Raw genomic sequence first — 12,490 nt, forward strand, 5'->3', positions numbered from 1 at the left:
TCCTTGTTGTTATGGCCATGGCCTTTATGGTCCTGGCCGGGCTGCTGACCGCAGCCGAATCGGCGTACGGCTACCTGCCCCGCCAGGACGCCGAGGCGCTGCTTCACGGCAAGGCAGGCGCACCGCTGCGCCGCATCCTGGCACACCCCGTGGCGCACATGCACGCGCTGCGGTTCTGGCGCGTCTGGTTCGAAATGGCGATGGCGGTTTCCGTGGCCACGCTGTTCCAGCTGCTGCTGGACAACATCTGGCTGGCCGGGCTGCTGGCGACCGTCACCATGGCCGCCGTCGGCTTTGTCCTGGTGGGGGTGTCCCCGCGGCAGATTGGACGCAAGCACGTTACCGCCGTCGTGGTCCTCACCGCCGGACTGGTCCGCGTGCTGCGCGCCGTCCTGGGTCCGATCCCCGGCTGGCTGGTGCGGCTGGGCACGGCCGTGGCTCCCGGCACCCAGGGCCCGGATGCCGCCTTCTTTACCGAAGAGGAATTCCGGGAGCTGTTGGACCGCGCCTCCGATGCGGACATGATCGAAGACACCGAAGCGGAACTGATCCATTCCGTCTTCGAACTCGGTGACACCAAGGTCCGCTCGGTGATGGTTCCCCGCACCGACATGGTCTGCATCGAAGCGGGCAGCACCCTGCGCCAGGCCATGTCCCTGTTCCTGCGTTCGGGATACTCCCGGGTGCCGGTCATCGAAGACAGCGCCGACCACCTGGTGGGCATCCTCTACCTCAAGGACGTAGCCGCCCGGATCCACAGCGATCCCGAGCGCGGCTCCGTGGAAAAGGTCGAAGACTTTGCCCGCAGCGTCCGCTACGTGCCCGAATCCAAGGCCGTCAGTGAACTGCTCCAGGAACTCCAGCGGGAATCCACTCACGTGGCCGTGGTGATCGACGAATACGGCGGAACTGCCGGGCTGGTGACGCTTGAGGACCTCATTGAGGAGATCGTCGGCGAAATCGTCGACGAGTACGACTCGGAGCGCCCCGAAATCGAAAACCTCGGCGAAAACCGCTACCGCGTCAGCTCCAAAACCGGCATCGACGACCTCGGCGAACTGTTCGACGTCGAACTGGAGGATGATGAAGTGGACACGGTTGGCGGATTGCTGGCCAAAGCCCTCGGCCGCGTCCCGATTGTCGGTTCCGAGGTGGTAGTGGAAGGCATCGTCCTCCACGCCGAACGCCTGGAAGGCCGGCGCAACCGGGTTTCACATGTCCTGGCCTGGAAGGCCGCTTCCCCGGAAGACTCCGAAGAATCCAGCGATGAGGGCCAGAACCCGGCCCCGCGCTCCCGCTCTACAGAATTGGTACCCCGTAATGACTGAACCGCAGTTCCGCGCAGGATTCGTTTCCCTGGTGGGCCGGCCCAATGCCGGCAAGTCCACCCTGACCAATGCGCTGGTCGGTTCCAAGGTGGCGATTACCTCCGCCAAGCCGCAGACCACCCGGCACACCATCCGCGGCATCGTGCACCGCGAAGACTCACAGGTGATCCTCGTGGACACCCCGGGACTGCACCGCCCCCGCACCCTGCTGGGCAAGCGGCTCAACGAGCTGGTGGCTGACACCCTGGCTGAGGTCGACGCCGTCGGGTTCTGCCTGCCGGCCAACGAAGCCGTAGGCCCCGGCGACCGCTACATTGCCGCCCAGCTGGCGGCACTGAAACGCACTCCCGTGATTGCCCTGGTCACCAAGACCGACCTGGTGGACCGCGCGGCACTGGCCAAGCAGCTGATGTCTGTCACCGCGCTGGGCAATGAGGTGCTGGGCGAGGCCGGCTGGGCCGACGTCGTACCCGTCTCTGCTGCGGACGGTTTCCAGGTCGGTACCGTAGCGGACGTGCTGGCCGGCCACATGCCTGCCTCGCCGCCGCTGTACCCGGACGGAGAGCTGACGGACGAGCCCGAGGCCGTTATGGTGGCAGAACTGGTCCGGGAAGCCGCCCTGGAGGGCGTGCGGGATGAGCTGCCACACTCCCTTGCCGTGGTTGTGGAGGAAATTGTTCCCCGCGAAGGCCGCAGCGAGGAGAACCCGCTGCTGGACGTACGCGTGAACCTGTACGTAGAGCGTTCTTCCCAGAAGGCCATTATCATCGGCCGCGGCGGGTCCCGCCTGCGGGACGTTGGAACAACTGCGCGCCGCGGCATCGAGGCGCTGCTGGGCACGAAGGTGTACCTTGACCTTCACGTCAAGATCGCCAAGGACTGGCAGCGGGACCCCAAGCAGCTGGTGAAGCTGGGGTTCTAGCTCCGCTCCGGCCGGCTCTTCCGGCCGCCACGGTGCCTGCCCCCGCGTAACTCACAGGGTCAGCCCGTACACTTTGTACATTCGTTTGAGCATATCGATTCATGAAGGGGACCGGCTATGTCATCTCGCCGTGCCGCAACGGGCGGCGGCCCCTTGGGAAATACCAGTGCCAGGACAGGCGGTTCCGCGGAACCGGGTGGCAGGCATCTTTCCCGGCGGGCCTCCGCCGGGCATCCGGTCCTCAAGGGTATTGCCGCCCTCCTTTCGCTGGTCCTCGTGGCCGGCGTCGTTTTCGGCGTGGTGCAGGTCATGCGGCTGCAGGGCAACTTTGACACCGAGCCGCTGAACCTGGGTTCGGGTGACGCTCCGGTTGAGCAGGTGGATGCCAACACCGATCCCATGCAGATCCTGGTCTTGGGCACCGACAACCGCGACGGGCAGAACTCGAACAACTCCGACGTGATGATGCTGGTGAACCTCTCCGCGGACCGCTCTAACGTCACCGTGGTGAGCTTCCCCCGCGACCTGCTGGTCCCGCTGCCCCAGTGTGAAGATCCGGCCTCCGGCGTTGTTTATGACGCCATGGACTTGGGCCAGCTCAACGGCGCCCTGGGCAACGGCGGCCCGGGCTGCACGGTTGCAGCCATCAACGAACTGACCGGCCTGACCATCGACCACTTCATGATGGCCGACTTCGATGCCGTGAAGGAGTTGTCGAACACGCTCGGCGGCGTGGAGGTGTGCGTCAACCAGCCGGTTAATGACCCGCTTTCAGGTTTGGATCTTCCCGCCGGTGTCAGCACCGTCCAGGGCGAACAGGCACTGGCGTTCCTGCGCACCCGGCACGGATTCGGCAACGGCGGCGACGAAGGCCGTATCCGCGCCCAGCAGAGCTTCCTGGCCTCCATGGTCCGCAAGGTCAAGGACGAAGGTACGCTGAACAACCTGCCGAAGCTGTACTCCATGGCCGAGACGGTCACCAAGAACCTCACCGTGGACGAGGGCCTGGCGCAGATTCCGGACCTGGTTTCCCTCGCCACCCGGCTCAAGGACGTGGACCTGGGCAAGGTGGCGTTCGTGACCGCTCCGGTGGTGCCCTGGGAACTGGACCCGAACCGCCTCGTGCTTGACGAGGAAAAGGCGCAGCCGCTCTTTGACGCACTGGTCTCCGACCAGGGTGTGACCGCAGAGCCCACCGCACCTGGAACCACCGGGACCCCGACGGATGCCTCTACTGACGCAGCCACCGGCATGCCGGTCACAGAGGAGCCCACGGTTCCGGTGGTGGATCCGGCAACTGTGCCCGTCACGCTGGTGAACGCCTCCGGCGCTTCGGGACGGGACAAGGCTGTAGCCGAAGTCCTGCTCTCGAAGGGGTTTGTCCAGGCACTGGCCGGCGGCACGGCGTCCACGCAGAGTCCGGCAACGCAGATCTTCTATGGTTACGGCTATGAGGAGATGGCGCTGGAAGTGGCCCGGACCCTGAATATCCCGGACGTGCAGGTGGTCCTTAGTGCGGCCTACACGGGTGTTTCCGTGGAGATCGGAGCGGACTTCGCCTCCGGCTCCGCCATGAAGGACCTGGGCGACGTCGGTGACCTGAGCGGCCAGACCGCTGCGCAGGTTACGTGCCAGTCCGCATTTGGAAACTAACATTTGAAGCGGGGGATCGCCTGCGTGTTAGTGTGATCACGTGCACGCAGAGATCCTTCTCCTTAGCTGCCGCGGCGAGGCTCCACAAGCACCTGCTTAGGCCGACCCCCCGCTGCGGAGTTCGTGTTGCCCGGCCACCGTTTCTGATGATCGACGAGAAAAGGCCAAACCAACACCATGCGCAACGCACAGCAGCCCTCGGGCATGCCGACGTCCAAGTACGTACCGTTCCACGAGCAGATCAACGTGGACCTGCCGGACCGGACGTGGCCCGGCAAACTCATCACCAAGGCGCCGCGCTGGTGCGCGGTGGACCTGCGGGACGGCAACCAGGCCCTCATTGACCCCATGACTCCCGAGCGCAAGCACAAGATGTTCGACCTGCTCGTGAAAATGGGCTTCAAGGAAATCGAGGTCGGTTTCCCCTCCGCATCCCAGTTGGACTTCGACTTTGTACGGCAGCTCATTGAAGGCGACCGGATCCCGGACGACGTGACCATCCAGGTCCTCACCCAGTCCCGCGAACACCTGATCGAGCGGACCTACGAATCGCTCGAAGGCGCAGACCGGGCCATTGTGCACCTCTACAATTCCACCTCGATCCTGCAGCGGCGGGTGGTCTTTAACACCGACCGGGACGGGATCGTGGACATTGCGCTCAGCGGTGCCCGCCTGTGTAAAAAGTACGAGGAACAGCTGCGCGGCGTCGACGTCACGTATGAATACTCCCCGGAGTCCTACACCGGCACTGAACTGGACTTCGCCGCACGCATTTCCGACGCCGTCGCCGAGGTGCTGGAAGCGTCCCCGGACCGGCAGATGATCCTGAACCTGCCGGCCACCGTGGAAATGACCACCCCCAACGTTTACGCGGACTCCATCGAGTGGATGCACCGCAACCTCGCCAGCCGGGACTCGGTGATCCTCTCCCTGCATCCGCACAATGACCGGGGGACCGGTGTGGCCGCAGCGGAGCTGGGCTACCTGGCCGGGGCGGACCGGATTGAGGGCTGCCTGTTCGGCAACGGTGAGCGCACCGGCAACGTGGACCTGGTGACCTTGGGCATGAATATGTTCAGCCAGGGCATCGACCCGCAGCTCGATTTCTCCGACATGGACGAAATCCGGCGCACCGTTGAGTACTGCAACCAGCTGCCCGTGCCCGAGCGTTCCCCCTACGGCGGCGACCTGGTGTTCACGGCCTTCTCCGGCTCCCACCAGGACGCCATCAAAAAGGGCTTCGAGGCCATGGAGAAAGACGCCGCCGCCGAAGGCAAGACCGTGGACGAAATTGCGTGGGGCGTTCCGTACCTGCCGATTGACCCCAAGGACATTGGCCGCAGCTATGAAGCGGTTATCCGGGTCAACTCCCAGTCCGGCAAGGGCGGGGTGGCCTACCTGCTTAAGAACGAGCACAACCTGGACCTGCCGCGGCGCGCGCAGATCGAGTTCTCCGGCGTCATCCAGCGCCGCACCGATACTGCCGGCGGCGAGATCACCGGTGCTGAGCTGTGGAAGGTGTTCCAGGACGAGTACCTGCCGCACACCCCGGAGTCCGACGCCGCCGCGTGGGGACACTATGAACTGATCTCCGTGAACGCCGACACACCCGCGGACGGCCGCTTCAACCTGACCGCCACCCTGAGTGTTGACGGCGTCTCCCAGCGGCGGATGGCCAGTGGAACCGGTCCCATTGCCGCACTGCTGGAAATCCTCGGCCAGGACGGCATTGACGTGCGCCTGCTGGACTATACCGAGCACGCACTGTCGGCCAGTGGAAACGCCCACGCGGCGGCCTACGTGGAACTCGCGGTGGGGGAGCGGGTGCTGTGGGGTGTGGGAATAGACCCCAACACCACCATGTCCGCGCTGAAAGCGGTCATTTCCGCGGTCAACCGGGCCATCCGGGACCAGGGCTGATCCTGCCCTTCGCAACGGTGTCCGGACGCGCCCGGCGGCAGTGTCCGCCGGGGCGTCCGGACGTGGGAAAATAGCCGGGTGGCCAAATCCTTCGCATCCCGCACCTACCGTGATGATGCCGTGGTCCTGCGAACCCACAAGCTGGGCGAGGCGGACCGCATCCTCGTGCTGCTGACGCGCGAGCACGGCCAGGTGCGCGCCGTGGCCAAGGGCGTGCGGCGGACTTCGAGCAAGTTCGGGGCGCGGCTGGAACCCTTTATGGTGGCCGAACTCCAGCTCTCGCACGGCCGGAACCTGGACATCGTTACCCAAGCCCAGACCAAGGGCGCCTACGGGCACGGCATAGTATCCGACTATGCCCGCTACACGGCCGCCGCCGCCGTCGCCGAAACGGCCGAACGGCTCACCGACATTGACGGCGAGTCGGCCAAGGCGCACTACCAGCTGGTGATCGGCGCCTTTGCCGCGTTGAGCCGCGGTGCGCACGCCCCGGAACTGATCCTGGACTCATATCTGCTGCGCGCGCTGGCCACGGCTGGGTGGGCGCCGAGCTTCACCGACTGCGCCCGGTGCGGTGCGCCGGGTCCGCACACCGCTTTTTCAGCGCCGCTGGGCGGAGCGGTCTGCCCGGTGTGCCGCCCGCCCGGCTCGGCGTCGCCGTCCCCCGAAACCATGACGCTGCTGGCGGCGCTGCTCAGCGGCGACTGGCCGGCGGCCGATGCTTCCGGACCACAGCCGCGGCACGAATCCGCCGGGCTGGTGGCCGGTTACCTGCAGTGGCACCTGGAACGGGTGCTGCGGTCCCTTCAACACGTGGAGCGTGTCTGACCTTGCGTTCAAAAACCCCCTCCGCCGTTCCGGCAATGCCGGTTATCCGGCCTACACCGCATCCCTCAGGGGCGGTGCCGCCGCCGGTGCCAGCGGAGCTGGTGCCCGCGCACGTGGCTATTGTGATGGACGGCAACGGACGCTGGGCCAACCAGCGCGGACTGCCCCGGACCGAGGGGCACCGCGCCGGCGAGGCGGCACTGCTGGACGTGATGGCAGGCGCCATCGAAATGGGTATCCGGCACGTCTCCGTCTACGCCTTCTCCACCGAAAACTGGAAACGCTCCCCGGAAGAAGTCCGCTTCCTGATGGGCTTCAGCCGCGACGTACTGCGGCGCCAGCGGGACCAGCTGAACGAATGGGGCGTCCGGATCCGCTGGTCCGGACGCCGCCCGCGGCTGTGGCAGAGCGTGGTGAAGGAACTGGAGACCGCTGAGGAGGCCACCCGCGGCAACACGGTATGCACGCTGAACATGTGCGTGAATTACGGCGGGCGGGCGGAAATTGCCGACGCCGTGGCCGCGATTGCCGCAGATGTGCAGAAGGGGCGGCTGCGGCCGGGGTCCATCAGCGAAAAGACCATCCAGAAGTACCTGGACGAACCGGACCTTCCGGACGTTGACTTGTTCCTGCGCACCTCGGGGGAGCAGCGGTTCTCCAACTTCATGCTCTGGCAGTCGGCCTACGCTGAAATGGTCTTTATGGACACGCTTTGGCCGGATGTGGACCGGCGGACCCTGTGGGAAGCGGTGGAGATCTATGCCCGGCGCGACCGCAGGTACGGCGGCGCCGTCGATCAGGCCGCCGTCGGCCAGGCCGCAGCCGACCCGGCCGCAGTAGATGAGGCCGCCGGGGCCTAGCCGCCGAACACAAACGCGGAGGCCCAGCGTTTGATGCCGGCGTATACGCGGGTCCGGACCGGCAGCGCGGAAAGCAAGGTGTCATGGAGGGCGCCGTCGAAGCGGTACACAGTGACTTCCGGACCCAACAGCACCGCGCGCTGGACCATCAGGGAGACGTCCAGGACGCTGTCGGTGCGCAGCATCTGCGGATTCCAGGCGGGGGCGATGGTGGAGGCCGCAGAGGCGAGCATCAGGACGGGCACGTTGATGTCCAGTCCCCGGGCCACGCGTGCGTGCCCGGCCAGCACGGCCCGAATCCAGCCTGCCCGCACCGGGAAGCTGAAGGGCGGACGCCAGGCCGGGTCTACGGGCCACTCCCCGTCCATTTCGGCGCTGATGCTGCGGAAGTAGAAACCGAATTCGGGGATCTTCAACCGTGTTTTGGGCCGGCGGCGTGCCACCGGTTCCACCAGCCCGCTGGTGGCGAAGCGGAGCATGGAACTGCCGCTGATTTCCAGCCACGGGCTGTTCAGGATCAGGGCCCGGAGCCGGCCCGGGTTGCGGTGCGCCCACAGCGCGGCGACCAGCCCCCCGGTGGAATGCGCCATCAGCGTGGTCCGGACTGTTGCATCGGCACCGTACCGGGCCTGTACATCCTCGGCGACGGCGGCCAGCGCCGCTTCGATGTCGGCGTTATACTCGGCGAGGTCGCTCACGTAACCTTCGGATTGTCCCGGCCTCAGGCTCCTGCCGTACTTGCGCAGGTCAAGTGCATAGAACACCGCACCCTGTTCCGCCCAGAAGCGCGCAAGCTCCGCCTGGAAGAAGTAGTCACTCCAGCCGTGCAGGTAGAGAACGGTATCCACGGTCCCCTTTACCGGTGCCGCCTGCACCGGTACATAGGAGACCAGGGTGGCAACCAGCGGGCCTTCCTCGTCTGCCCCGAGGTCCAGCGTCATACTCCGGAATCCAACGCCCAGGACGTCGGGTTTCCAGTTCGGCTGATCGTGGTGCATGCCTTCGACAATAGCGGAGCGTGCAGCAGCGGCGGGCAGGGTTTGGCCGGACGTGCAGGTTCTGGAATTCTTTGGAGTATGCGCATCTATCCCACCTTCTTCCGCCTCGTTTTCTCCGGCATGGATCCCGAGCGGGCCCACCGGATCGGTTTTGCGCTGATCCGTGCCGCAGCCCGGACTCCCGCAGCACCCGTGATGCGCCGCCTGATGCGGCCGGCGGCAGGTCTGCGCACCGAGGCCCTCGGCTTGTCCTTCCCCTCGCCCTTCGGCCTGGCCGCCGGGTTCGACAAGGAAGGCTCCGGCATCGGCGCCCTGGCGAACCTTGGCTTCGGCCACGTGGAAGTAGGCACGGTCACCGCGCAGGCGCAGCCGGGCAACGCCAAACCCCGGCTCTTCCGCCTGGTCGAAGACCGTGCGGTCATCAACCGGATGGGTTTCAACAACGACGGCGCCGCCGCCGTCGCCCCGCGCCTGGACAAAGCGCGGAGGGCGCTGGCCCGCACCTTCAGTGAGCCCCGTCCCGTGATCGGGATCAACATCGGCAAGACGAAAAAGGTGGACCTGGCCGACGCTGTGCAGGACTACCTCACCAGTGCACGCACCCTGGCGCCGCACGCGGACTACCTCGCCGTCAATGTCAGCTCGCCGAACACCCCCGGCCTGCGCCTGCTGCAGGACATCAGTTCCCTGCGGCCGCTGCTCACGCAGGTGGGCAATGCTGCGGACGACGCCGCGGGCCGGCATGTGCCGCTGCTGGTAAAAATCGCGCCGGACCTGACGGATGAGGATATTGACGACGTCGCAGAACTGGCGCTGTCACTGGGACTGGACGGGGTGATTGCCACCAACACCACCGTCACGCGGGAAAACCTGGCCACGGACCCGGAGCAGGTGATCTCCTGCGGTGTCGGCGGACTAAGCGGTGCACCGCTGAAACGGCGTTCCCTTGAGGTCCTGCGCCGGCTGCACGCCCGGCTGGAAGGCAGCGGCTGCGCGATCATCTCCGTCGGGGGAGTGGAAACCGCAGCGGATGTCCGGGAACGCCTGGCTGCCGGGGCAACCCTGGTGCAGGGCTACACGGCCTTCCTCTATGAAGGTCCGTTCTGGGCGGCACGCATCAACCGGGCACTGGCGCGCGGCTAGGCGGCGCCCGGAGAGCAGGCCTGGAAAGCAGGCACAAAAAAAGGGGGAAGGGCCGCCGTCGGCCCTTCCCCCTTCCGGTAAGCGGAACGGGTCAGGCGGGGTACTGTCCGCGCGCCACCTGCGGCTTCGGGAGCCGGAAGCGGCGCAGCTGCAGGGAGCGGGACACCCCGTACCAGACATCGCCGGAGTTGGGACCGCCGAACTTTGAGGTGAGACGCTTGCGGATCTGGCGCCGCAGCATAAAGCTGTCGGCGATAACAGCCAGGATCAGCACCCAGAAGGCGGCCATCACGAACAGCTGGACATCTACGTTCTGGATGAAGCTGAAGATGACGAACACCAGGGCCGCGATCATGACGTATTCGCCCACGTTGCGGCGGGCGTCGACAATGTCGCGGATGAACCTGCGGTTGGGGCCCTTGTCGCGCAGCGGAAGATAACGCTCGTCGCCGGTGTCCAGGGCCTGGCGGGTCTTCAGCCGTTCCGCCCGCATGGAGTCGCGGGCAGCAGCCTTTGCCGCCTTGCGGTCATCGGGGACCAGGGGGCGCCGGCGTGCGGCTTCCTGGTCCTTGCGGCGGGGTGTGGGAGCGCCTTTGCCGGCACGTTCCCTGGCGCCGGCTTCAGCGGCGACAGCCTGGTCCACAGTTTCCTGCGCGGTGGGCGCTTCTTTCTTTCGTCCGAACACACCCCAAGGATACCGTGAAAGATTGTAGGGTTTTGGCTATGACTTCCAACCCCGCACAAGACCCCATTCCCGCGCAGATCCATGAGGACGCCCTGCGCGCCAGCGTGGCCGCAGACTTCCCGCGGACCGTCGAGCAGCTCAAGTCCCTGGTCAGCATCCCGGGCATCGCGTGGGACTCTTTTGACCCCGAGCACCTGAACCGCAGCGCCGCCGCCGTGGCGGAGCTGATCCGCGAAGCCGGCATCGAAGACGTGCAGGTACTCCGCGTGGACAACAACGGCACGCCCGGCGGCCCCGCCGTCGTCGCCCGCCGCCCGGCCCGCCCCGGCGCTCCCACCGTCCTCCTCTACGCGCACCACGACGTGCAGCCGCCGGGAGATCCGGACCTCTGGGAATCCGATCCCTTCAGCGCCGAGGAACGCAACGGGCGGCTCTACGGCCGCGGCGCTGCAGACGACAAGGCCGGCATCATGGCGCACATCGGTGCCCTGCGTGCGCTGGAGGACGTCCTGGGCGAAGAGTCCGGCGTAGGCGTCACCCTGTTCATTGAAGGAGAGGAAGAAGCCGGTTCGCCGACCTTCCGCACCTTCCTGGAGACCTACCAGGACCTGCTGCGCGCAGACGTCATTGTGGTGGCGGACTCGGGCAACTGGAAGGTGGGCGTTCCGGCCCTGACCACCAGCCTGCGCGGACTGGTGGACGGCACAGTGGAAGTCCAGGTGCTGGACCACGCCGTGCACTCGGGTATGTTCGGCGGTCCCGTGCTGGATGCGCCCACGCTGCTCGCCCGGCTGATCGCCACTTTCCACAACGCCGACGGCGACGTCGCCATCTCCGGGCTCGTCGCCACCGACGACGCGGCCGTGGACTACCCCGAAGCCGATTTCCGCGCCGATTCCTCGCTGCTCGACGGCGTGCAGCTGGCCGGTACCGGGTCAATCGCCTCCCGCCTGTGGACCAAGCCGGCCCTGTCCATCATCGGCATCGACGTCCCCACCGTCGCGATGTCCTCGAACACCATTCAGCCCAAGGCGCGTGCCAAGTTCAGCCTGCGCCTTGCTCCCGGCCAGAGCCCGGAAGCAGCCATGGAAGCCATTGAAGCCCACATGCAGGCCAATGCACCGTTCGGCGCGAAGGTCACCTTCACACCGGGGGAGAAGGGCAACGCCTTCGCCACCGACACCAGTGCCAGTGCGGCCCGGACCGCACTGTGGGCACTGGGCCGCGCGTGGGGAGTGGAGCCCGTGGAGTCGGGCATGGGCGGCTCCATTCCGTTCATTGCAGACCTGGTGGAGCTGTTCCCGTCCGCTCAGATCCTCATCACCGGGGTGGAGGACCCGGATTCCCGGGCACACAGCGCCAACGAATCGCTGGACCTGAACGACTTCCGGAACGCGATCCTGGCCGAAGCACTGCTGCTGGCCCGCCTGGGTGCACGCGAAGGCTGATCGGCCGGCAGCCGGGGCGCACGGATGACCGGGGGAATGGATCAGTCCCCGGTATCTGTTAGATCGTTGGGGGATACGGGACGTACCATTGAGACACTGGTTTCGGCCTGCGGCAGGCGCGACGGCTTGCCAGCGGGAAACCAGCTGAGGAAAGAGAGAAACTATGAGCGTTTCCACCAGCGAAAACATCACCGCTGCGGCAGATACTGAGCTGCCCACGCACGAAGTGATGCTCTCGGACGTAGCCGCACAGAAGGTCCGCAGCCTGCTGGAGCAGGAGGGCCGTACGGACCTCCGTCTCCGCGTTGCTGTCCAGCCCGGCGGCTGCTCGGGACTTATCTACCAGCTGTACTTTGACGAGCGGGTCCTGGACGGCGACGCCGTCCGGGACTTCGACGGCGTCGAGGTCATTGTGGACAAGATGAGCGTTCCCTACCTTTCCGGGGCATCCATCGACTTCGAGGACACCATCTCGAAGCAGGGCTTCACCATCGACAACCCGAATGCGGGCGGCTCGTGCGCCTGTGGAGACTCCTTCCACTGACACACCGGCCCGACGGCCCTAAAAGCAGAGCTTTATTTCCCCGGCGCGGCGGCGATCTGTCACTGGATGGCCGCCCGTACGGGTAAGCTCTACACGTAGTAGTAAAACTAATGCCTGCAACCGGGAACTTTTTTGTCCCCGGCCGGGCAGCACTTGCACGC

The 12,490-nt window shown here is 66.1% G+C and carries 11 protein-coding genes; 9 read left to right on the forward strand and 2 right to left on the reverse strand.

The window, feature by feature from the left end; all coding sequences use genetic code 11:
* Positions 1-11: 11 nt before the first annotated feature.
* The 6 genes from LOC57_RS07910 (at position 12) to LOC57_RS07935 (ending at position 7,511) form a co-directional block, all read left to right on the forward strand.
* Positions 12-1,328, forward strand: a complete 1,317-nt coding sequence (locus tag LOC57_RS07910) for a hemolysin family protein (RefSeq protein ID WP_442860134.1) — start codon at positions 12-14, stop codon at positions 1,326-1,328.
* On the forward strand, positions 1,321-2,250 hold the full coding sequence (gene era / locus LOC57_RS07915; protein WP_227911440.1) for a GTPase Era: 930 nt from the start codon (positions 1,321-1,323) through the stop codon (positions 2,248-2,250). Before LOC57_RS07910 ends, era begins: the two co-directional genes overlap by 8 nt.
* Before the next feature lie 117 nt (positions 2,251-2,367).
* Positions 2,368-3,903, forward strand: a complete 1,536-nt coding sequence (locus LOC57_RS07920; protein ID WP_227911439.1) for an LCP family protein — start codon at positions 2,368-2,370, stop codon at positions 3,901-3,903.
* 177 nt (positions 3,904-4,080) lie between these two features.
* Entirely contained in the window at positions 4,081-5,823 is a 1,743-nt protein-coding gene (leuA, locus tag LOC57_RS07925) for a 2-isopropylmalate synthase (protein WP_227911438.1), read from the forward strand.
* Positions 5,824-5,901: 78 nt separating this feature from the next.
* Complete coding sequence (gene recO, locus LOC57_RS07930) at positions 5,902-6,651, forward strand: DNA repair protein RecO (RefSeq protein WP_227911437.1); 750 nt, start codon at positions 5,902-5,904, stop codon at positions 6,649-6,651.
* A gap of 35 nt (positions 6,652-6,686) precedes the next feature.
* Positions 6,687-7,511, forward strand: a complete 825-nt coding sequence (locus LOC57_RS07935) for an isoprenyl transferase (RefSeq protein WP_227911589.1) — start codon at positions 6,687-6,689, stop codon at positions 7,509-7,511.
* On the opposite strand, the gene LOC57_RS07940 is transcribed toward LOC57_RS07935, so the two are convergent.
* The gene (locus tag LOC57_RS07940) at positions 7,508-8,509 is read right to left on the reverse strand and encodes an alpha/beta hydrolase (RefSeq protein WP_227911436.1); all 1,002 of its coding nucleotides are present in this window, start codon (positions 8,507-8,509) and stop codon (positions 7,508-7,510) included. The two genes, LOC57_RS07935 and LOC57_RS07940, sit on opposite strands and share 4 nt — an antisense overlap.
* Positions 8,510-8,587: 78 nt before the next feature.
* On the opposite strand from LOC57_RS07940, the gene LOC57_RS07945 reads away from it, so the two are divergent.
* Positions 8,588-9,652, forward strand: coding sequence for a quinone-dependent dihydroorotate dehydrogenase (locus tag LOC57_RS07945; protein WP_227911435.1), 1,065 nt, complete (start codon positions 8,588-8,590; stop codon positions 9,650-9,652).
* A 91-nt stretch (positions 9,653-9,743) separates the two neighbouring features.
* Here the strand turns inward: LOC57_RS07945 and LOC57_RS07950 are convergent, their stop codons facing one another.
* Positions 9,744-10,337 (reverse strand): DUF3043 domain-containing protein, encoded by a 594-nt coding sequence (locus tag LOC57_RS07950; protein WP_227911434.1) that lies wholly within the window; start codon positions 10,335-10,337, stop codon positions 9,744-9,746.
* 38 nt (positions 10,338-10,375) lie between these two features.
* Between LOC57_RS07950 and LOC57_RS07955 the strand changes: the two genes are divergently transcribed.
* Together LOC57_RS07955 and LOC57_RS07960 are read left to right on the forward strand one after the other, a co-directional pair.
* Positions 10,376-11,785, forward strand: a complete 1,410-nt coding sequence (locus tag LOC57_RS07955) for a dipeptidase (protein WP_227911433.1) — start codon at positions 10,376-10,378, stop codon at positions 11,783-11,785.
* A gap of 163 nt (positions 11,786-11,948) precedes the next feature.
* Entirely contained in the window at positions 11,949-12,329 is a 381-nt protein-coding gene (locus LOC57_RS07960) for a HesB/IscA family protein (RefSeq protein WP_227911432.1), read from the forward strand.
* Positions 12,330-12,490 lie beyond the last annotated feature (161 nt).

The sequence above is a fragment of the Arthrobacter sp. zg-Y750 genome, assembly GCF_020907365.1.
GTDB lineage: Bacteria > Actinomycetota > Actinomycetes > Actinomycetales > Micrococcaceae > Arthrobacter_B.

Bases quoted from the DNA above. Each gene is read 5' to 3' on its own strand.
- LOC57_RS07960 (WP_227911432.1), top strand. From the start codon at position 11,949: ATGAGCGTTTCCACCAGCGAAAACATCACCGCTGCGGCAGATACTGAG.
- LOC57_RS07920 (WP_227911439.1), top strand. From the start codon at position 2,368: ATGTCATCTCGCCGTGCCGCAACGGGCGGCGGCCCCTTGGGAAATACC.
- LOC57_RS07940 (WP_227911436.1), bottom strand. From the start codon at position 8,509: ATGCACCACGATCAGCCGAACTGGAAACCCGACGTCCTGGGCGTTGGA.
- era (WP_227911440.1), top strand. From the start codon at position 1,321: ATGACTGAACCGCAGTTCCGCGCAGGATTCGTTTCCCTGGTGGGCCGG.
- leuA (WP_227911438.1), top strand. From the start codon at position 4,081: ATGCGCAACGCACAGCAGCCCTCGGGCATGCCGACGTCCAAGTACGTA.
- LOC57_RS07955 (WP_227911433.1), top strand. From the start codon at position 10,376: ATGACTTCCAACCCCGCACAAGACCCCATTCCCGCGCAGATCCATGAG.
- LOC57_RS07945 (WP_227911435.1), top strand. From the start codon at position 8,588: ATGCGCATCTATCCCACCTTCTTCCGCCTCGTTTTCTCCGGCATGGAT.
- LOC57_RS07910 (WP_442860134.1), top strand. From the start codon at position 12: ATGGCCATGGCCTTTATGGTCCTGGCCGGGCTGCTGACCGCAGCCGAA.
- LOC57_RS07935 (WP_227911589.1), top strand. From the start codon at position 6,687: ATGCCGGTTATCCGGCCTACACCGCATCCCTCAGGGGCGGTGCCGCCG.